This window comes from Corallococcus praedator (assembly GCF_003612125.1).
GTDB classification, from domain to species: domain Bacteria; phylum Myxococcota; class Myxococcia; order Myxococcales; family Myxococcaceae; genus Corallococcus; species Corallococcus praedator.
This window is the reverse complement of sequence record NZ_RAWI01000005.1, coordinates 1-19,173: the sequence shown is the minus strand read 5'-3', so window position 1 is coordinate 19,173 and position 19,173 is coordinate 1. Positions and strand designations below refer to the sequence as shown.

The 19,173-nt window shown below is 68.9% G+C and carries 17 protein-coding genes and 1 pseudogene; 7 read left to right on the top strand and 11 right to left on the bottom strand.

What is annotated here, in order from left to right; genetic code table 11:
- Positions 1 to 9: 9 nt before the first annotated feature.
- The gene (locus D7Y13_RS01345) at positions 10 to 711 is read right to left on the bottom strand and encodes a Smr/MutS family protein (protein ID WP_120531755.1); all 702 of its coding nucleotides are present in this window, start codon (positions 709 to 711) and stop codon (positions 10 to 12) included.
- A 23-nt stretch (positions 712 to 734) separates the two neighbouring features.
- Positions 735 to 1,550, bottom strand: coding sequence for a TerB family tellurite resistance protein (locus tag D7Y13_RS01340; protein WP_233595324.1), 816 nt, complete (start codon positions 1,548 to 1,550; stop codon positions 735 to 737).
- 78 nt (positions 1,551 to 1,628) lie between these two features.
- Between D7Y13_RS01340 and folD the strand changes: the two genes are divergently transcribed.
- Entirely contained in the window at positions 1,629 to 2,480 is an 852-nt protein-coding gene (folD, locus tag D7Y13_RS01335; protein ID WP_120582520.1) for a bifunctional methylenetetrahydrofolate dehydrogenase/methenyltetrahydrofolate cyclohydrolase FolD, read from the top strand.
- A 69-nt stretch (positions 2,481 to 2,549) separates the two neighbouring features.
- Here folD and D7Y13_RS48570 read toward each other — a convergent pair whose 3' ends face one another.
- From D7Y13_RS48570 to D7Y13_RS01320, 3 genes are all read right to left on the bottom strand, one after another.
- Entirely contained in the window at positions 2,550 to 2,678 is a 129-nt protein-coding gene (locus tag D7Y13_RS48570; protein WP_255425217.1) for a hypothetical protein, read from the bottom strand.
- A 158-nt stretch (positions 2,679 to 2,836) separates the two neighbouring features.
- On the bottom strand, positions 2,837 to 3,196 hold the full coding sequence (locus tag D7Y13_RS01325) for an alpha/beta fold hydrolase (protein ID WP_199732679.1): 360 nt from the start codon (positions 3,194 to 3,196) through the stop codon (positions 2,837 to 2,839).
- Positions 3,197 to 3,906: 710 nt separating this feature from the next.
- Positions 3,907 to 5,949: an FG-GAP-like repeat-containing protein gene (locus tag D7Y13_RS01320; protein ID WP_120582518.1), complete on the bottom strand. Its 2,043-nt coding sequence runs from the start codon at positions 5,947 to 5,949 to the stop codon at positions 3,907 to 3,909.
- Positions 5,950 to 6,563: 614 nt separating this feature from the next.
- Here D7Y13_RS01320 and D7Y13_RS47625 point away from each other — a divergent pair.
- A pseudogene (locus D7Y13_RS47625) lies at positions 6,564 to 6,962 on the top strand (tyrosine-type recombinase/integrase); the annotation flags it as partial.
- Between the two features lie 14 nt (positions 6,963 to 6,976).
- Positions 6,977 to 7,150 carry an ADP-ribosylglycohydrolase family protein gene (locus D7Y13_RS48975; RefSeq protein ID WP_369333592.1) on the top strand — a complete coding sequence of 58 codons (174 nt, stop codon included), beginning with the start codon at positions 6,977 to 6,979 and terminating at the stop codon, positions 7,148 to 7,150.
- A 9-nt stretch (positions 7,151 to 7,159) separates the two neighbouring features.
- On the opposite strand, the gene D7Y13_RS01310 is transcribed toward D7Y13_RS48975, so the two are convergent.
- The 3 genes from D7Y13_RS01310 to metF are packed head-to-tail and all read right to left on the bottom strand — an operon-like array spanning position 7,160 to position 9,503.
- Positions 7,160 to 8,215 carry a hypothetical protein gene (locus D7Y13_RS01310; RefSeq protein ID WP_199732676.1) on the bottom strand — a complete coding sequence of 352 codons (1,056 nt, stop codon included), beginning with the start codon at positions 8,213 to 8,215 and terminating at the stop codon, positions 7,160 to 7,162.
- Positions 8,212 to 8,577 (bottom strand): hypothetical protein, encoded by a 366-nt coding sequence (locus D7Y13_RS01305; RefSeq protein WP_341870388.1) that lies wholly within the window; start codon positions 8,575 to 8,577, stop codon positions 8,212 to 8,214. Before D7Y13_RS01305 ends, D7Y13_RS01310 begins: the two co-directional genes overlap by 4 nt.
- A 53-nt stretch (positions 8,578 to 8,630) precedes the next feature.
- Positions 8,631 to 9,503, bottom strand: a complete 873-nt coding sequence (gene metF / locus D7Y13_RS01300) for a methylenetetrahydrofolate reductase [NAD(P)H] (RefSeq protein WP_120582515.1) — start codon at positions 9,501 to 9,503, stop codon at positions 8,631 to 8,633.
- Positions 9,504 to 9,601: 98 nt separating this feature from the next.
- Here metF and gcvT point away from each other — a divergent pair, with 98 nt between their 5' ends.
- The 3 genes from gcvT to gcvP all read left to right on the top strand — a co-directional run bounded on the left by gcvT (position 9,602) and on the right by gcvP (position 14,128).
- Positions 9,602 to 10,687 carry a glycine cleavage system aminomethyltransferase GcvT gene (gene gcvT / locus D7Y13_RS01295; protein ID WP_120582514.1) on the top strand — a complete coding sequence of 362 codons (1,086 nt, stop codon included), beginning with the start codon at positions 9,602 to 9,604 and terminating at the stop codon, positions 10,685 to 10,687.
- 44 nt (positions 10,688 to 10,731) lie between these two features.
- Positions 10,732 to 11,115 carry a glycine cleavage system protein GcvH gene (gcvH, locus tag D7Y13_RS01290; RefSeq protein WP_120531764.1) on the top strand — a complete coding sequence of 128 codons (384 nt, stop codon included), beginning with the start codon at positions 10,732 to 10,734 and terminating at the stop codon, positions 11,113 to 11,115.
- 106 nt (positions 11,116 to 11,221) lie between these two features.
- Positions 11,222 to 14,128, top strand: coding sequence for an aminomethyl-transferring glycine dehydrogenase (gene gcvP / locus D7Y13_RS01285; protein WP_120531765.1), 2,907 nt, complete (start codon positions 11,222 to 11,224; stop codon positions 14,126 to 14,128).
- Positions 14,129 to 14,211: 83 nt separating this feature from the next.
- Here the strand turns inward: gcvP and D7Y13_RS01280 are convergent, their stop codons facing one another.
- From D7Y13_RS01280 to D7Y13_RS01270, 3 genes are all read right to left on the bottom strand, one after another.
- On the bottom strand, positions 14,212 to 15,111 hold the full coding sequence (locus tag D7Y13_RS01280) for a cation diffusion facilitator family transporter (RefSeq protein ID WP_120531766.1): 900 nt from the start codon (positions 15,109 to 15,111) through the stop codon (positions 14,212 to 14,214).
- Between the two features lie 77 nt (positions 15,112 to 15,188).
- On the bottom strand, positions 15,189 to 16,430 hold the full coding sequence (locus D7Y13_RS01275; RefSeq protein WP_120630623.1) for an energy transducer TonB: 1,242 nt from the start codon (positions 16,428 to 16,430) through the stop codon (positions 15,189 to 15,191).
- 119 nt (positions 16,431 to 16,549) lie between these two features.
- Positions 16,550 to 18,349, bottom strand: coding sequence for a SpoIID/LytB domain-containing protein (locus D7Y13_RS01270; protein ID WP_233595842.1), 1,800 nt, complete (start codon positions 18,347 to 18,349; stop codon positions 16,550 to 16,552).
- A gap of 107 nt (positions 18,350 to 18,456) precedes the next feature.
- On the opposite strand from D7Y13_RS01270, the gene D7Y13_RS01265 reads away from it, so the two are divergent.
- Positions 18,457 to 19,173, top strand: a 717-nt coding sequence (locus tag D7Y13_RS01265) for a DUF1565 domain-containing protein (RefSeq protein WP_244222304.1), incomplete at its 3' end; no start/stop codon positions are given.

Below are 19,173 nucleotides of genomic sequence, written 5' to 3'. Positions count from 1 at the left end.
CGCGTAAAGCTATCGGCGCAGCAGCACGTACACCGCGCCCGTCCCGCCGTCCTGCGGACGTGCGCTGGCGAACGCCAGCACCAGCCGCTCCATCCGCTTCTGCGCCAGCCACACCTTCATGCCCTCCTTCAGCACGGGCACCTGGTCCTTGGAGTTCAAACCGCGCCCATGGACGATGAGGACGCAGCGCTTCTTGGAGCGCTGGCTGTCGGACAGGAAGCGCTCCACGGCGCCCCGGGCCTCGGCGGCCGTCTTGCCGTGCAGGTCCAGCGTGTCCTGGACGGAGAAGTCCCCCCGGCGCAGTGAGCGCAGCAGGTTGCGGTCCACGCCGGGCGCGGCGCCCTCGATGAACTCGTTCGAGTCCGCGACGTCGAAGCCGCCCTCACCGGCGACCAGCTCCGACAGCTGGGCCAGGGCCTCCGCGTTGTCGTCGATGATCTCCGGCAGGCGCGGGTTCACCTTGGGGGCCTCTCCCCGATTGGTGATCTGGTGCACGCCGTCCATGGCGGAGAAGAAGAGGCCCACGTCGTCGTCCTCGGGACGGGCCTTGGCGGCCTTCACGGGCTTCGCGACGACCTTCTTCTTCGCGGCGGCTTCCGCGGCGGCCTTCTGCTGTTCCTGCTTCTCCTGGTCCTGGAGCGTCTTGATGGCGGACTTGAAGGGGTTGTTCTGGAAGGCCGCTTCCTTCTTCTTCGGGGGCTGCTTGCTCATGGGGTTCCCTGTTTCTAACCCGGCTACAGGTCGCGCAGCTTCCGGATCGTCTCGTAGGCGTCGCGGACTTCCTGGAACCGGCGGGCGGCCTTCTCGGCGGCCTTGGGGCCCAGTTGGGTGAACTTGTCCGGGTGGTGGGCGGCGGCGAGCTTGCGGAAGGCGGCCTTCACCTCCGCGTTGGTGGCGTCCGGCTTGAGGCCCAGGCACTCGAAGTGGGGGGCGTCGTCGCCCAGGTGCTGGCGGGCCAGGGCCTGGATCTGCTCATCCGGGATGCCCAGGCCGTCCGCCGTGCGGCGCAGGACCTCCGTCTCCGAGCGCTGCATGTGCCCGTCCGCGAGCGCCATCCCGTAGAGCGCGTCCAGCAGGCGCAGCCGCTCGTCCGCGGGGAGGGCTTCCTGGCAGGCCTTGAGCGAGGCGGCCGCCTTGAGCGAGGCGGGCTTGGCGATGAACGCCTTCAGGTAACGGCCGACCGCCTGGATGGTGTGGGGGTCGGCGTGGAGGACCTCCTCGAAGTAGCGGCGGATCTCCCGGACCTCCTCGCGGCGCAGCTCCCCGTCCGCGCGGGCCACATCCATGAAGACGGCGACGATTTCCCGGTCGAGCGGATCCTCCGGCGGGGTCTCCACGGCGCGGTGTTCCCCGGGCATGGGGCCGTCCCCCCTGGGGGAGGGACGCTTGGAGGCGGTGGGGAAGTCGGAGAAGTCGGAGAACAGCTCCGGGTTCGAGGGAGGAGGGGCGTTCTGCTCGTCGAAATAATGGCCGACGGCGATGCCCGCGATGAGGGCGAGCACGATGGCCAGGGGCCCGCCCATGAGGAGGCCGACCACGAGTCCAAGCATCGCCCCGAGAACTTTTCCAGCGCCCATGCCTTCGCTTCGCTCCCTTGAATCCGCCCAGTTTTGCATAAGGTGGGCCGCATGACGGCCCAGTTGATCGACGGCAAGGCAGTGGCGGCGCGCGTGCGGGCGGAAATCAAGGAGGAGGTGGCGCGCCTGAAGGCGGAGCGCGGCATCACCCCCGGGCTCGCGGTGGTGCGTGTAGGTGAGGATCCCGCCTCCAAAATCTACGTGACGGGGAAGAAGAAGGCCGCCGAGGAGGTGGGCTTCAACTCCTGGGAGCACCACCCGGACGCGTCCATCACCCAGGACGAGCTCCTGGCGCTGGTGCACCGGCTGAACGAGGACCCGGCGGTGCACGGCATCCTGGTGCAGCTGCCCCTGCCCAAGCACCTGGACGCGGACGCCATCATCTCCGCGGTGAAGCCGGAGAAGGACGCGGACGGCTTCCACCCGATGAACGCGGGCAACCTGCTGCTGGGCCGGCCGGCCACGCGCGCGTGCACGCCCTGGGGCGTGATGCGGCTGTTGGAAGAGGTGGGGTGCAACCCGGCGGGCAAGCGGGCGGTGGTGGTGGGCCGCAGCAACATCGTGGGAAAGCCCCAGGCGCTGATGCTGCTCCAGAAGGACGCGACGGTGACGGTGTGTCACCGCAAGAGCGACCTGCCGGCGGAGGTGGCGCAGGCGGACATCCTGGTGGTGGCCGTGGGCGTGCCGGAGCTGGTGAAGGGCGCGTGGATCAAGCCCGGCGCGGTCGTCATCGACGTGGGGATGAACCGCAAGGCGGACGGCAAGCTGGTGGGCGACGTGGAGTTCGCCGCGGCCGCCGAGCGCGCTTCGTTCATCACCCCGGTGCCCGGCGGCGTGGGCCCGATGACCATCGCCATGCTGATGAAGAACACGCTGGAGGCGGCGCAGCGCGCCGGGAAGTAGGTCGCGCGTGGTAGGCCTCCCTGCCCGTGTCTGGCAGGGAGGCGGTCATGCCCTGGAGCGTGTCTGGAATCACCACTCCGGACAGACGGGCGGGCCTCCGGCGTTCTTGCGGACATCCGCGTTGATGCACCCGCCGTCGGGCGTCTGATCCGCGAACATCTGGATGCCGTTGTTGCAGGTGACCTTGTTTCCGGACACGGGACACCAACCGTCGTCCTCGAACGGGTCACAGCTGTCGGGTGGGGCCATCGCGTGGACCCGCCCGTCTGTCATTGAAGTCCCGGCAGGCGGCTCTCCGTCGGGTGGCGCTTCCGTCGCGCCGGGCCCTCATCCCGGTTGCTCAATTGCTACTTGTGCTACCTGCTGTGTGGCCCATCAAGGAATTGCAGGGCTGTCGAGGTGAATGGAACCTCGGGATCATCAATGGGAACGTGGTCGCCGCCAGGAATAATCCATAACGCCGCATCCGGTATGGAACGGTAGATGCTTACAGGAATATCAACGGGGAAAAAGCGGTCGCGATCACCGTGCACAACGAGCGTACGCGCTGCAATGGTTGATAGGCTTTTCGCACTGAAATTCATATCGTCGTGGTCTTCGCTTAACGCATTGAGCTGCGCAATGAGTTGACGAATCTGTTCATCACCGCGGTGTGCGCACTCCCGATACATCTCTTGCACTTGTTGGGGAGTGGTGCCAAACGAAGCTCTCCGCATGATGGTCCTTGCCTGAGTCGGGAAAATGGGAGGTTGCACTGAACAACACCATTGACTCGATGCGCTTGGGTTGGCTCGTCGCCATATGAAGGAGCGTCATGCCGCCAGAACTCATACCCATCGCCGAGAAGTGACCGACCCCCAGCTTCTCAAGCAACCGGTGGGGGCAACCACCTTGTGCAACAGCGGCCCGTCCTTCTGACGCGGCCCTCTTCAGGGCGACGGACTCCCTGTAGGGGGCCATGGGCGTCCGGTACTTGAGCGCTTGGTGGGGGCGCTCCTGGTTGAAGAATCGCATGTCGCCGCCGATACCGCCCCGGGCCACCCGCACGTCCTCGTAGGCGAGGAGGTATACCTCCTCGTACTGAGGCTCCTCCACAGCCACGCTACCAGCACGTTCGAGGTGAAGTGGCTGGCCACCGCGCAGTGCGCCGTTGCAATCACAGCCGGAGCAGAGGTTGGCTCCAGATGCGACGGACCGTTCGGCCTCGCTCAGGGACGCATCGCAACCGGAAGGCCCCACGTTGAGCCGAGCACGCCGCGTGGTCCTGCACCCGTGTGGAATACGGCCTCAGTGGAGGTGAGGTCGGGTCAAGCGCGTGCGCGTCTTTCGGTGCGCCGCGCGCGAAGCACGCGGCGCACCGATTCTCCTACCGAGACCGCGCTGAAATCAGGGCACACCGTCCCATCGCGGCATCGCGGACAGCGACTTAGAGTCCGTTGGGGACCACGGTCACGGTGCCGGAGCCCCTGTTGGTCAGGATGAGATCGGCGTACCCATCCGCGTCCATGTCCGCGGTGGCGATGGCGTTGAGGCCAGGCGAGGCGCCGGTCGTGACGACGGTGCCCGCGGTGAAGCCTCCGTTGCCGTTGCCGGTCATCGGGCGGACGCCGCCCGAGGCCGCTGTCACGAGGATGTAGGCGTCGAGCTTGCCATCGCCGTTGAAGTCATCGGCCACGACGCCCAGCGCCGAGTTGGCGGCCGTATTGGTCGCGGCGGTTGACTGAACGCCGCTCGCGAAGGTGCCGTTGCCGTTCCCTCTGAAGTAGAAGAGGAACCGGCCGGCCGCGCCGTTCGAGAGGATGTCGAGCGTGCCGTCGCCGTTGGCGTCGCCGAAGGCGATGCCCGCTGTCTGGCCGCTGGCGGAATTGCTGTAGGCGACGGGGGCGGCGAACGTGCCGTCTCCCTGGTTGATGAGGACCGACAGGCGTGCGCTGGCGGGGCTCGTCACCACGAGATCGGAGAAGCCATCGCCATTCAGGTCACGGCAGGCGATCGTCGACTGCACGCCGCCGGTGCTCGGGATGCCGATGAACGTGGGCGCGCCGAAGCTGCCCGCGCCGGTGCCGAAGAGCACGCTCACCTGGCTCAGGGTCACGCTCGTCGTGGCGATGTCAGCCACCCCGTCGTGATCGAAGTCCCCGGTGCAGAGGTGGACGGAGCCCGGGGTGCCGGTGGTGAAGCTCGTCGGCGCGCCGAAGGTCCCGGGCGCGCTCGGGCCCAGGTTCTTGTAGACGCTGATGTTTCCGTTGATGAGGAGCAGGTTGGTCTGGCCGTTGACGGTGACGGCGTCGAGCCACCCGTCGCCGTCCACGTCCACGGCCACGACCGCGTTGCTGGAGAGCGAGGCGCTCCCGTAGTTGACCTCCGACTGGACGCTGGCGTCGCCGTTCCCCAGGAAGACGGAGAGCGAGCCAGAGGGGAACAGGATCGACCCGGATTCGGCGTTGGCCACCAGGATGTCGAGCTTGCCGTCGCCATTCACATCGGCGACCGCCGGGGCCAGCGGGTTGTGGTTCGCGGGGGAGCTGACCGGCGTGCCGGGGACCTGGCCGATGGGGGCGGTCTGGCAGGTGGCGTTCGAGCAGATCTGGCCCGTCGAGCACACGATGCCGCAGGCGCCGCAGCTATTGGCGTCGCTCTGGAGGTTCACCTCGCAGCCGTCGGACGAGTTCCCGTTGCAGTCCCCAAGGGTGCCGGAGCAAGACTGGCAGATGTTCCCCTCGTAGGTGGGCGCGCACTTGCAGGTGTAGCTCCCCACGCCGTCGATGCAGGTGCCACCGTTCAGGCAGGGGCTTGCGGCGCACTCGTCGATGCTGGTGCAGGTCACGCCGTCGCCCTCGTACCCCGCATTGCAGGCGCAGGTGAAGGAGCCCCCGCTGTTGGTGCAGGTGGCGTTTTCGTTGCAGTTGTCGGTACCGGCGGCGCACTCGTCGATGTCGGTGCAGGTCACGCCGTCGCCCTCGTACCCCGCGTTGCAGGCGCAGGTGAAGGAGCCCACGGTGTTGGTGCAGGTGGCGTTTTCGTTGCAGTTGTCGGTACCGGCGGCGCACTCGTTGACGTCGGCGCAGGTGCCGCTCTGGCACGTGAGGCCGTCGCAACAGGGGACCGTGGCGTCGCACGGCGCGTTCACGGACAGGCAGCCCTGGCCGCTGCACGTCGGGTCGTAGAGCGGCGAGGTCGGGTCGAGGCTGGTGACGTAGTCGCCGTTGTGAGCGCTGTGCGCGTTGATACACGCCTGTTCGCTAACACGGACGATCGTGTAGGGATGAACCGCCGAGCTGGTCTTGTGGCAGATCTGGACCTTACCTTGGACATCAAAGTAATCGCACTGCTCGGCGGTGAGGGCGGAGTCGGCCGAACCGACGTACGCGTCATTGTCTCCGACGGAGATCGGGCTGCAACCGCCGATGAGGCCGAGCAAACCGGCCCCCGCGAGCATGACGAGGAGAGAAGAGGATTGACGTTTCATTGGGAACCTCCTGAAAGAACGCACCACGGCCTGCGCGGAGGTCGCGGGTACCCAACAGACTGTTGTTGACTGCGGGTCCGCCTGAATTCACCCCCAGAGAAACGTACTACAGCCTCGCTGGCAATTTCAACAAGCACTACTTCATGCCGCGGCCGGAATCCTGCCAAGTCGCCACAATGACTGCATTTCCGCACAGCGACATTCGTGCATGCTCCGGCGCAAACCCATCACGTTCGACGTGGGGCCGGACGCGCGTCGGCGGCGACGAATGATTTGTGAATGAATGAATGGAGCGGGGGTTCAGTTTCCTGGCCATTCTTTAGATTGGCAGATGCTTGATCGAGCGGTGCGGCCCTCCACCGGGCGCGGTTGTCACCTCGTCCGGGTGGCACGTAGAAGCAGCAATCGTATGGGCCCAGCCGCTGTCCCGTGCGGGTCTGGGCGAGGAGGATTCGCTCGCCGACACGCCCTTGCCCCAAGTCCCGGAAGAACTCGTGGGAGGTGTCGCCATTCGTGAAGAGGACAACACTCCCGGCATGCCGAGCGTCAGACGGATTGGACATGGGCGGGAAGCTCCGGTGCCCATGCGCGAGGGATTCGCGCAAAGGCACGCAAAGGTACTGCCGGCCCATGCCGGGAGGAACGACGTGGCCCACGTCCCGCGCGTGAAGCTCTTCCGGACGGAGAAGCCCGCCTTCGATCTCCTCACCTTTGAGGAGGCCGAGCGGCTTGTCGCCGACGCCGAGCCGGAGTGGCGGCCGGTGCTGCTGGTGGCCCTCAAGACGGGGCCGCGGCAAGGAGAGCTGATCGGGCTCCATTGGAGCGACGTGGACTTGCAGCGCGGCAAGCTGCACGTCCGGCGCACCCTCTGGCGCGGGGTGACGGGCTCCCCCAAGGACGGGCGCGAGCGGACGGTGGATCTGCCAGCCTCGGCGGTGGACGCACTCAAGGGACACCGGCACCTGCGCGGCCCCTACGTGTTCTACCTGCCGGACGGCCAGACTCTTACCGAGCTCCTGAGGAGGTCATCAAGGCGGCCATCCGGCTGGGCCACGACACGGACACCACGGCGGCGGTGGCGGGCGGCATCGCGGGCCTCCAGTACGGGCTGAAGGGGATTCCGCACCGGTGGCGGTCGATGCTGCGGGGAGAGGAACTGGTGGAACCGCTCCTCGCCCGGTTGCTGAAGCCCGCTCCCTGACCGCGAACCTCAGTCCGGGAAGATCTCCAGCACGTCCTTCAGCATCGCGGCGCCCGTGCCCCGGGCACCCTGTTCCGCGTTGATGATCGTGTTCACGCCGTGGAGGTCGCTGCGCAACACCGCGCCCATCTCCATCGCGCCCAGCCGGGACAGGGGATGGGACGCGTCAACGACGGTGGGCCGCACGCTCCAGTCCCACCGTCCGTCCCCCAGGGGCTCCGCGCGCGCAAGCAGCAGCACCTGCCCGCCCTTCGCCCGCGCCGCGTCCAGCTCCGCGCGCGTCACGCCGCGCATCCCCGTCACCGACACGTCCTTCAGCGTCGTGGGCACGCGCATCACCGCGTTGGCCAGGATGACCAGCTTGCTCGCGGTGTCCCAGCCGTCCACGTCCAGTGACGGATCCGGCTCCGCGATGCCCAGCGCCTGCGCTTCCGCCAGCGCCGCCTCGTACGTCCGGCCCTCCGCCATCCGGCTCAGGAGCAGTTGGCTGGTGTTGTTGAGCACGCCCTCGAACCGGCCCAGCTTCCCCAGGGCCAGGTCCCTCATGCCCATCGTCACCAGCGGCATCGCCGCACCCGCCGCGCCACTGAAGCGCAAGGGGGGCCGACCCGGTGACTCCAGGTCGCTCATCGCCGCCAGCTCCTGGTAGCCCAGCACCAGCGGCCCCTTGCTCGCGAGCACCGCGGGCATGCCCCGCATCAGCGCGTCCCGCGTGATGTCCAGCCCGGGCTGCCCGTCCTTCAGGCTGGTAGGCGTGGCCTCCAGCAGCAGGTCCGCCTTCACCTCGCGCACCAGCGCCTGCCCGGTCATCCCCGGACGTCCCACCACCGGCAGCGATGCCACCGAACACTTCGCCCGCTTCGCCGCCAGCACCGCCGCCACGTCCAGCCCGTGCGGCGACACCGCGGCCCCGCCGGAGTCCGCCAGCCCCACCGGCAGCAGCTCCAGCCGGTAGCGCTCCATCAGCAGCGACGCGCGCGACTGGATGATTTCGAGCAGCGGCACGCCCACGTGCCCCACGCCCGTCAGCAGGAAGCGCACCGTGCGCACGGCCCGGGGATTCATGGTTCGAAGGCCTGTCGCACCCCGTCCCGGCGCAGCGTGAAGAGCATCCACGCCGCCACCGGCACCCCCACGAAACACCCGGGCGTCAGCGTGTACATGGCGCAGATGGCGCCCACCATGGCGAGCCCGTACCCCTTGAGGTTCATCGCGCTCCACGCTCCCCAGATGGCCAGCACCCCGCAGAGCACGCCGCACACGATCGCCAGCGTGAGGCCCAGCGTGAACTCCAGCACCGCGGGCGCCTGGCCCGGGGCGGAGAAGGGCGATGCCACCTTGAGCGCCGCGAGCACCGCCGCCAGCAGGCTGAAGGTGACGTGCAGCACGCCCACGATGAGCTGGAAGAACGCCGGGAAGCGCACCATCAGGAAGATCCTGATGCGCGGATCCCCCGGCGCCAGCTGTGGTCCCGGGCCGCTCATGAGCGGGCCCTCAGCGCGCTGACGATCATCCGCGTCGCGGGGGACTTGTTGAGCGTGTAGAAGTGGATGCCCGGCACGCCGCGCGCCAAAAGCTCCATGCACTGCACCGTGGCGTGCGCGACGCCCAGCTGCACCACCGCGTCCGGTTGATCCTTCACGCGCTCCATCTGCAGCGCCAGCCGCATGGGCACCGTGGCGCCGCACATGCGCGTGAAGCGCTGGACCTGCTCATAGTTGGTGATGGGCATGATGCCGGGGACGATGGGGACGTTGATGCCCGCCCGTCGCGCCCGCTCCACGAAGTCGAAATAGAAGGCGTTGTCGAAGAAGAGCTGCGTCACCACGAAGTCCATCCCCGAATCCACCTTCGCCTTCAGGTGCTTGAGGTCGTCCTCGCGTGAAGCCGTCTCCACGTGGCCCTCCGGATAGCACGCACCCCCCAGGCAGAAGTTGAAATCCTCTTCTCGGACGAATCGCACCAGCTCCTCCGCGTAGCGGAAGCCCCCCGGCACCGGTTCGAAGGTCTGCTGCCCCTGCGGTGGGTCCCCACGCAGCAGCAGCAGGTTCTCGATGCGCGCCGCGTCGAGCCGGCGCAGCACGTCACGAAGCTCGTCCCGGGTGTGCCCCACGCACGTCAGGTGCGCCATGGCCTCGATGCCGGTGTGCTTCTTGATGTGCGTCACCAGGTCCACCGTCCGGTCCCGCGTGCTCCCGCCCGCCCCGTACGTCACCGACACGAACCCCGGATTCAGCGGCGCCAGCTCCTCCACCGTGCGCAGGAGCGAGGCCACGCCCGCGTCCGTCTTGGGAGGAAAAAACTCGAACGAGAAGCACGGCTGGGAGGGATTGAGGCAGTTGCGGATCTTCATGTCCGGAGCAGTTTAGACCCTTCCGCGTCGGCCTTGATCGGAGAAGGTGCGTCGCTATAGTCCGCGCCGTTTCGCCACCCCCTGCCATGGAGAAGTCAATGACCCGGCGTACGCCCCTCAACGAGGCCCATCGAAAGCTGGGGGCCCGGATGGTCGACTTCGTGGGGTGGGACATGCCGGTGCAGTACAGCTCCGTCATCGCCGAGCACGAGGCCGTGCGCACCGCCGTCGGCCTCTTCGACGTGTCGCACATGGGCGAGGTGGAGTTCCGGGGCCCCGGCGCGCTGGAGACGGTGAACCGGCTCATCTCCAACGACCTGGCGCGCATCCAGGACGGTCAGGCCGTCTACGCGGGCCTGCTCAACGACCTGGGCGGTTTCGTGGACGACGTCGTCGCCTACCGCTTCAGCCCGGAGCACATCCTCATCTGCGTCAACTCCAGCAACCGCGAGAAGGACTTCGCCTGGATGAAGGCGAGAGCGGAGGGGGTGACGCCGGTGGACCGGGGGGACGACTTCGCGCAGATCGCCATCCAGGGCCCCAAGGCCTTTGGCCTCGTGCAGCGGCTGACGAAGGCGGACCTGTCCAAGGTGGGCACCTACCGCTTCACCGAGGGGGAGGTCGCGGGCGTGAAGTCCATCATCTCCCGCACGGGCTACACCGGTGAGGACGGCTTCGAGCTGTACTGCGCCACCGACGACGCGGTGAAGCTCTGGGACGCGCTCCTGGAGGCCGGCCAGCCGGACGGCGTGAAGGCCTGCGGCCTGGGCGCGCGCGACTCGCTGCGCACGGAGATGAAGTACGCGCTGTACGGCAACGACATCGACGATGCGCACACCGCCCTGGAAGCGGGCCTGGGGTGGATCGTCAAGCTGGACAAGCCGGGCGGCTTCATTGGCAAGGACGCGCTCGTCGCGCAGAAGGCCGCCGGCGTGCAGCGCAAGCTCGTGGGCTTCGAACTCACGGGCGCGGGCATCCCCCGCCACGGCTACCCCATCCTCAAGGACGGCGCCCGCGTGGGCGAAGTCACCAGCGGTACGCAGGGCCCCACGGTGAAGAAGCCCATCGGCATGGGCTACGTGCCCGCCGCGCTGTCCACCGAGGGCTCCACCTTCGACGTGGAGATCCGCGGCCGCGCCGTGCCCGCCGTCGTCGTGAAGACCCCCTTCCTGAAGAAGTCCTGATTCATCCCTTCCATCCCTCCGCACCTTCGCGAGGAGCAACCTCCATGTCCGATTCCATCCCGCAGAACCTGAAGTACACGAAGGAACACGAGTGGGCCCGCGTCGAGGGCAAGACCGTGGTGGTGGGCGTCACCGCGCACGCGCAGGAAGCGCTGGGCGACGTGGTCTACGTGGAGCTGCCGAAGCTGGGCACCCAGCTGGTGGAGGGCAAGCAGTTCGGCGTCATCGAGTCCACCAAGGCCGTGTCGGACCTGTACGCGCCCATCAGCGGCACCGTGGTGAAGGTGAACGATGAGCTCACCAACAACCCGTCCATCATCAACAGCGACCCGTACGGCGCGGGGTGGATCGCGGAGATCGAGCCCTCGGATGCCGAGCAGGTGGGCAAGCTCCTGGATGCCTCCGCGTACGGCGCGCTCCTGAAGTAGTCCTTCGCGCAAGAACTGGCGCGTCCCGGTTGTTAGAGACGCTCCACGAGGCCCCGACCCGTTCGGACGCCGACTCCTTCCGCACCTCCCGCGAGCCCCTCCGACCATGTCCTTGAACTGGAAGTACCAGGAGTCCTTCGCCGGCCGGCACATCGGCCCGGAGGCCCCCGAAGTGAAGCAGATGCTGTCCACGCTGGGTGTGGACTCGCTCGATGTGCTCATCGAGCGCACCGTACCGCCCGCCATCCGCTCCCAGGAGCCGCTGCGTCTGCCCCCCGGCCGCGGTGAGATGGAGGTCCTGGCGCAACTGGAGACCCTCGCCGCGAAGAACCAGGTGTTCCGGTCCTTCATCGGCATGGGCTACCACGACACCCACGTCCCCAACGTCATCCTGCGCAACATCTTCCAGAACCCGGGCTGGTACACCCAGTACACGCCCTACCAGGCGGAGATCGCCCAGGGCCGGCTGGAGGCGCTGCTCAACTTCCAGACGATGGTGACGGACCTCACCGGCATGGAGGTGGCCAACGCCTCGCTGCTCGATGAAGGCACCGCCGCGGCGGAGGCCATGGGCCTCGCGCTGCACGCGGCCAAGGGCGACACCACGGGCGCGGCGTTCTTCGTGTCCGACGCCTGCCATCCGCAGACGCTGGACGTGGTGCGCACGCGCGCGCTGCCGCTGGGCGTGGAGGTCGTCGTGGGCGACCACCGCACGGTGGACCTGTCCGCGAAGAAGTTCTTCGGCGCGCTGGTGCAGTACCCGGCCACCGACGGCGTGGTGCACGACTACCGCGCCTTCGGCGAGCAGGTGCACGCGGCGGGCGGCCTGCTCATCGTCGCGGCGGACCTCTTGAGCCTCACGCTCCTGACGCCTCCGGGCGAGTTCGGCGCGGACGTGGCGGTGGGCACCGCGCAGCGCTTCGGCGTGCCGCTGGGCTACGGCGGCCCGCACGCCGCCTTCTTCGCCACGAAGAACGCCTACACCCGCGTGATGCCGGGCCGCCTCATCGGCGTGTCCGAGGACTCGCAGGGCCTGCCCGCGCTGCGCATGGCGCTGCAGACGCGCGAGCAGCACATCCGCCGCGAGAAGGCGACGAGCAACATCTGCACCGCGCAGGTGCTGCTGGCGGTGATGGCCGGCATGTACGCCGTCTACCACGGGCCGGACGGCCTCAAGGCCATCGCGGAGCGCGTGCACGGGCTCACGACGGTGCTCGCGCGGGGCCTCGCGAAGCTGGGCTTCAAGCCGCGCCACGAGCAGTTCTTCGACACGCTGCGCGTGGAGCTGACCACGGCGCAGGTGCGCGGCGTGCTGGCCGCCGCCGAGGGCGCGAAGATGAACTTCCGCCGCATCGACGACAAGACGCTGGGCCTGGCGCTGGATGAGACGACGCGCGCCAAGGACGTGGAGGACATCCTCACGGCCTTCATCCAGGGCGCGAACAAGTCCGCGCAGCCGGTGGTGCTGGAGGACGTGGCTGTCAACCTGGAGAGCCCGCTCGTCCCCGAGGTGCGCCGCAAGAGCGCGTTCCTCACGCACCCCATCTTCAACCGCTACCACTCCGAGACGGAGATGCTGCGGTACGTGCGGCGGCTGGAGGCGAAGGACCTGTCGCTCACGCACTCCATGATTCCGCTGGGCAGCTGCACCATGAAGCTCAACGCCACCGCGGAGATGATTCCGGTGACGTGGCCGCAGTTCAGCAAGCTGCACCCGTTCGCGCCCACCTCGCAGGCGGCCGGCTACAAGGTCATCTTCGAGCAGCTGGAGCACGCGCTGTCGCAGGTGACGGGCTTCGCCGGGTGCTCGCTCCAGCCCAACGCGGGCAGCCAGGGTGAGTACGCGGGCCTGCTCGTCATCCGCGCGTACCACCAGGCCCGTGGGCAGGGTCACCGCGACGTGTGCCTCATCCCGTCCTCCGCGCACGGCACCAACCCGGCCTCCGCGGTGATGGCCGGCTACCAGGTCGTCGTCACCAAGTGCGACGAGAACGGCAACATCGACCTTGCGGACCTGAAGGCCCGCGCGGACGAGTACAAGGACCGGCTGGCCGCGCTGATGGTGACGTACCCGTCCACGCACGGCGTGTTCGAGGAGGAGATCCGCGAAATCTGCGCCATCACCCACGAGCGCGGCGGCCAGGTGTACATGGACGGCGCCAACCTGAACGCGCAGGTGGGCCTCACCGCGCCGGGCCTGATTGGCGCGGACGTGTGCCACATCAACCTGCACAAGACGTTCTGCATCCCGCACGGCGGCGGCGGACCGGGCATGGGCCCCATCTGCGTGGCCAGCCACCTGGTGAAGTTCCTGCCCGGACACCCGGTCATCCAGACGGGCGGGGCGGACGCCATCGGCGCCATCTCCGCGGCGCCGTGGGGCAGCGCCAGCATCCTGCTCATCTCCTGGATGTACGTGCAGATGATGGGCGGCGAGGGCCTCACGGAGGCGACGAAGCTGGCCATCCTCAACGCCAACTACATCGCCGAGCGCCTCCAGCCGCACTACCCGGTCCTCTACCGGGGCAAGCGCGGCCGGGTGGCCCACGAGTGCATCGTGGACCTGCGGCCGCTCAAGAAGACCGCGGGCGTGGAGGTGGAGGACGTGGCCAAGCGGCTCATGGACTACGGCTTCCACGCGCCCACCGTGTCGTTCCCGGTGGCGGGCACGCTGATGATCGAGCCCACGGAGAGCGAGTCCAAGGCGGAGCTGGATCGCTTCTGCGACGCGATGATCGCCATCCGCCAGGAGATCCGCGACGTGGAGGAGGGGCGTTCCCCCAAGGACAACAACGTCCTCAAGAACGCGCCGCACACCGCGCGCACGCTCACCGCGCCGGAGTGGAACCGCCCCTACACCCGCGAGCAGGCCGTGTTCCCCACGCCGTGGGTGCGCGACAACAAGTTCTGGCCGTCCGTGGGTCGCCTCAACAACGTGCTCGGGGACCGGAAGCTCGTGTGCTCGTGCCCGCCGATTGAAGACTACGAGTCGCCCGCGCAGAAGGTCGCGTAAGCGCTCGCGTCCCTCACGCTGTCAGCACCGGGGCCGTCTTCCTGAATCCATGGGAAGGCGGCCCTCGTGTTTCCGGCGGGCCCTCAGGGGTGCCCGGCGGGCTCCACGTGCACGACGACGTCCACCACCTGCGGGTAGGCGCCGTGCAGCGTCTCCTCCACCTTGTCCGCGACCTCGTGGGCCTGCGCGGTGGTGAGCTGGGGGTCCACTTCAATCTTCAGGTCCACGTAGACGCTCTCCTCCATGCCCCGGCTGCGCACGTTGCGGCACGAGCGCACGCCGGACACCGCGAGCGTGTGCTGGGACACCTGCGCGGGGTCCAGGCGCGCCGTGTCGGAGAGGATGCCCACCGCCTGCCGGACGATGCCGTAGGCCACCCACGCGACGAAGACCATCACGCCCAGCGCGATGAGCCCGTCCGCGCGAGGAAAGCCCAGCGCCACCAGGCCAATGGAGACGAGCACCGCGATGCTCACGAACACGTCCGACAGCGTGTGCTTCGCGTCCGCGAGCAGCAGCGCGCTCTTGTACTTCTCACCGTAGTGCCGCTCCACGCGCGTGACGGCCAGGTTGATGAGGAGCGTGAAGACCATCACCCCCGCCATCGTCGCCGTCACCGTGGGGTGCTTGTCGTGCAGGAGCGAGTCGAACGCCATGCGCCCCAGCTCCAACATGCCCACGCCAATCATCGCGCCGATGCCCAGCGACGCGAGCGCCTCGAACTTGCCGTGCCCGTAGGGGTGGTCCGCGTCCGCCGGCTGGGAGGCCACGCCCATGGCCACGAGCCCCAGCACGTTGGAGCCGCCGTCGATGAACGAGTGCAACCCGTCCGCCGTCACCGACGCGGAGTGGGCGAGCAATCCGAAGACGAGCTTGGCGACCGCCACCACCCAGTTGGCCACGAGGATGGCCAACAGGACGAAGCGGACCTTGCGGTTGCGCTCCTGGAGCGCGGCAGTTCGGTCGACGAGGGTGGCTTCCACGGCGGGGCAGGGTAGTGCCCCCGCTTCCCGGGCGCGAGCGTCAGTTGGGCCCGGGTGCCCGACGTCGGACGGTGCGGCTACTGTCGGAAGAGCCGCATCCGCGGGCCGCCGCCCATTTCCAGGAAGAAGCCGAACTGGAAGCGCACCGTGGCGTCCTGGGTCAGCAGGCCGGACGGCGGGTTGGGGAAGGGCTGGGCGCGCTTGAACGACGCCACCGCCTCCATGTCCAGGAAGTCCAGGCCGCTGCTCTTCTCCACCTGGATGTCCTTCACGGCCCCGCGCTCATCCAGGGTGATGCTGAGCAGCGTCTGCCGGTCGCGCCCGGAGTAGATGTTGCCCGTCGGGTCGCGCACGCGCAGCTGCTCGTTGGGGTTCCAATGCATCCCCACGCTCTGCTTCACGCGGTTGAAGAAGCTCGCGTACTTCCACTCGCGCGTGTTGAGGAAGGTGCCGTCGCCTTCCTCCTGGTCCTGCAACATGTCGTTGGGCGCCGCGCCCACCACGCGATCCATGGCGGCCTGGGAGGGCATCAGCGTGGCCAGCCCCGGTGAGCCGGTGCGGCCGGTGGAGCCGTCCTCCTCGCTGGTGTCGCCCTCGCCGGGCTGGATGCGCAGGCGCTTCGCGTTGCCCGGGGTGGCGTGGCTCTCCGACTGGTTCTTCACCGCCATGCCCGGGCCGCGCTCGCGCGGATCCGTCTTCATGGCGATCTCCTGCTTGCGGCGCGTCTCCGGCATCTCGAAGGAGGGCTTCTGGCCGCCCTGCGTCTGGGGCTTGTCGTCCGCGCCCTGGCCGTTGTTGCCGGACACGCGCGGCGGCTGCACCTGCTCCGTGGGCGCGCCCTCCTGCTTCTGGGGCGCCGTCTTCTGCGGCATGGCGTTGCGGTAGAAGGCCGTCTGGTCCTTGGCGCGCGTCTCCTTCTGGACGGTGTTGTTGCTCTCCGCCAGGTACTTCGCGTCCGGGGACACCTGCTCATTTCCCGGCGCCACGTCCACCACCTGGCCCTCCGGCTTCTTCTCCTCCGGCTTCTTCTTCTCCTCCGGGGTCTCGCGCTTCTCGGTGGGGCGGGGCTTCACCTGGGGGGACGTGGGGCCCCGGTTCTTCGCCCATTGATCCGACGTGAGGGGGCGCACCGCCACGGACGTGGGGCGGGGCGTGGGACGCTTCTCGCCCGCAAGGTTCGTCTGGAGGAGGGACGCCAGGAGCACGAAGCCCACGATGGCGGCCTGCCCCAGGAGCGCCAGGACGGCCGCCACCAGATAGCGCCACGGCGCGCGCTTCTTGCGCCGCTCCCGCCAGTCTGTCGAGGAACCCTTGCCCACGGCCTGATGATAAACCTCCGGACCGCCTCTTCAGTCCCGAACGTGCGGCCCACAACACCGGAAGTACCGAAGAGATTCGCGTGCCGGGCATTGGATGCGCACGAATTGTCCTCTTCGGCTCAGTAGATGGGCGCGACCTCCGCGCCGTTGAAGTAGTAGCGCAGGATCTCCGGATAGCGCTGACCGGCTTCCGCCCGGCCAATGGCGCCTGTCTGACACATGCCCACGCCGTGGCCCCAGCCTCCGCCCCGGAAAAGCCACCCGGTGAGGCGGCCCTCGGCGTCCCGCTCGGCTTCCACCGTGGCCATGCTGCTGTTGAGCATCCCGAAGAGCCGCCGGATGTTCAGCTCGCCCCGGACCTGCGTCGCGCCCTTCAGGCCGGCCAGCGTGAGCAGCTTCGCCCGGCCGGAGACCCCACGCTCGGACAGACTCAAGGCCTGGATGGGCCCCACGCCCAGCTTCTCCGTGAGCGCGTCCACCTGCGCTTGCGTGAAGCGCTTCTCCCAGCGGAACTTCGTCGGCTGGGCGAAGCTGGACAGGCGGCACGCGGCGGGCACGTCCGGCGCGGCCAGCCACGCCTTGAGGGAGGACGGCCCGGGCACGTCCGGCGCGGCCTCCAGCAGGTCCGGCCGTCCGCGCAGGCTGGGGTCGGGCGGGCCTCCCCAGACGACGTCGTTGTCCTCGGTGTGGCCGCCGCACACGGCGCTGTAGACGGAGTCCACCAGCCGCCCGTCCTTGCTGAAGAGCGCCTCGCCCCGGGTGGCCTCCACCGCGGCGGTGGTGCTGGCCGCCTCTCCGGTGCGGCCCCGGTACACCGCGCAGTGCTGCTCCGAGCACAGCAGGTACGGATCCGCCAGGTGCTTGATGCCCACCTTCGCCAGCACCTCGCCCCGCGCGGTGACGGCCTGGGCCTTGAGCGCCTCCGGGTGCGCGCGCGCGAAGATTTCGGATGGCACCAGGCCCTTGAGCAAGTCCTCCAGCGGCACCACGTTCACCACCGCGAGCTTGCCGCTCCGGTCCGCCGCGAACTGGAGCGCGCCCCGGAAGCTGCGGTCCTCGAAGGCGTGGAAGTCGTAGCCCACGCCGTACTCCACCTGCCGCACGTCGAAGCCGCTGCCATCCGGCGTCTCCGCGTCCAGCCGGTCCTGGGCAAGCCCCACCACCGCGTCGTTCTCGTCCTTCACCTCGAGGATGGCGCTGGACGGCTTGCGGACCTCCTCGAAGAGGGTGGTGCGCAGGCCGTAGCGGCGCAATAGCTCCGCCTGCTTCTCCGCCGCGGCGTGGGGCGTGAGGGCCTCTTCACCCAGCAGCAGGTAGCGCCGGTTGTCGATGACCTTCCCCGCGATGCCGTACACGGAGCCCAGCGTGTGGGTGCGCACCGCGAGCCCCCGCGCGCGCCACGTCTCCTGCGCCTCCGACAGGCCGGCCTTGTCCGCGAACCGGAACTCGCCCAGCTGCAGCCGCGCGCTCCACTGCGCGGGTTCTCCTTGCGTCACCCGCACCGTCCACCGGGAGCCCGCGGGCGCATCCAGCATCTTGTCGTCCGGCCCGCCGAAGCGCAGGCGCATCCGGCCGCGCGGCGAGAACGTCACCGTGTCGCGCCCTTCCATCAGCTTGATGGGCAGCCGGGGCTCGCCGTTGCGGAAGTCCAGGCGCTTCAGGTCCTGCGGCCCGGGCAGACCGGAGGTGAGCGGATCCGGGAGCGCGCTCCCGGCCGTGGGCGCCACGCCCGCGTCGGGGGTGTTCGGGGAGGCGGCGGGCTTCGTGCTCGAGGAGACCTCCGGCTCGCCCAGTCCGCGCGTCGCGGGAGCAGGGGCGGGCGCCGGAGTGGCACAGGAGGCGAGCAGCAGGGCGGTCAGGAGGAGGACGGCTTTGGACACGGCGGGCGGCACCGTAGCCGCCGCGCGGTCAGGCGTCACGGTCCTCCCTTCCAGTGCGGCGCGTCTCGCCCTGGATGACCGGCAGTGAATAGAACGGCCGACGCCATGCGTTGGCCCTGTTCATGCGAATTCACGGAGGCAACGGCTTGACGAAGCGAAACACCCTGGTGACCTCCCTGGCTGCCTGCACCCTGGCCCTGAGTCTGAGCGCTTGCGGTGGCGGTGGCGGCTCGGGCGGGTCATCGGACTCGGGGGGCTCCTCCCAGACTCCCGCGTCCAACGCCAACGCTCCCACCATCGAGAAGTCCACCACCGCCCCGGGCAAGGCGCCCCCCATCGGCGTGCAGCCGGTGCCCAACACGCCCGCCGCGGAGATGCCGGCGCACGCGGACCACACCCCCATCGCGGAGCCCGGGCCCCAGCCCGCGGTCAGTGCCAAGGCGATGTCGGCCGTCGCGGCGACGACGCCCGCCCATGAGTGGGTGGTGTCGCCCGGCGGCAACGACGGCGCCGAGGGCACGGCCGCAGCGCCGCTGCGCACCATCGCCATGGCGGTGGGCAAGGCCGCTCCCGGCGACCGCGTCCGCGTGCTGGCCGGCACCTACGCGGAGCGCGTCGTCCTGGGCGAGAACGTCCAGGGGGGCACCGCGGAAGCGAAGATCACCCTCCAGGGCGAGGGCCGCCCGAAGCTCACGCCGGGCAGCGGCTCGGGCGCGCTCATGCAGGTGCGCCGGCCGAACTGGGTCATCGACGGCTTCGACATCGATGTGCAGTCGCAGCCCATCTTCGGCGTCTCCTTCGAGGGCGACGTGCAGGGCACGGTGCTCGCCAATTCGGAGCTGCACCACGGGACGGGTGGGGCG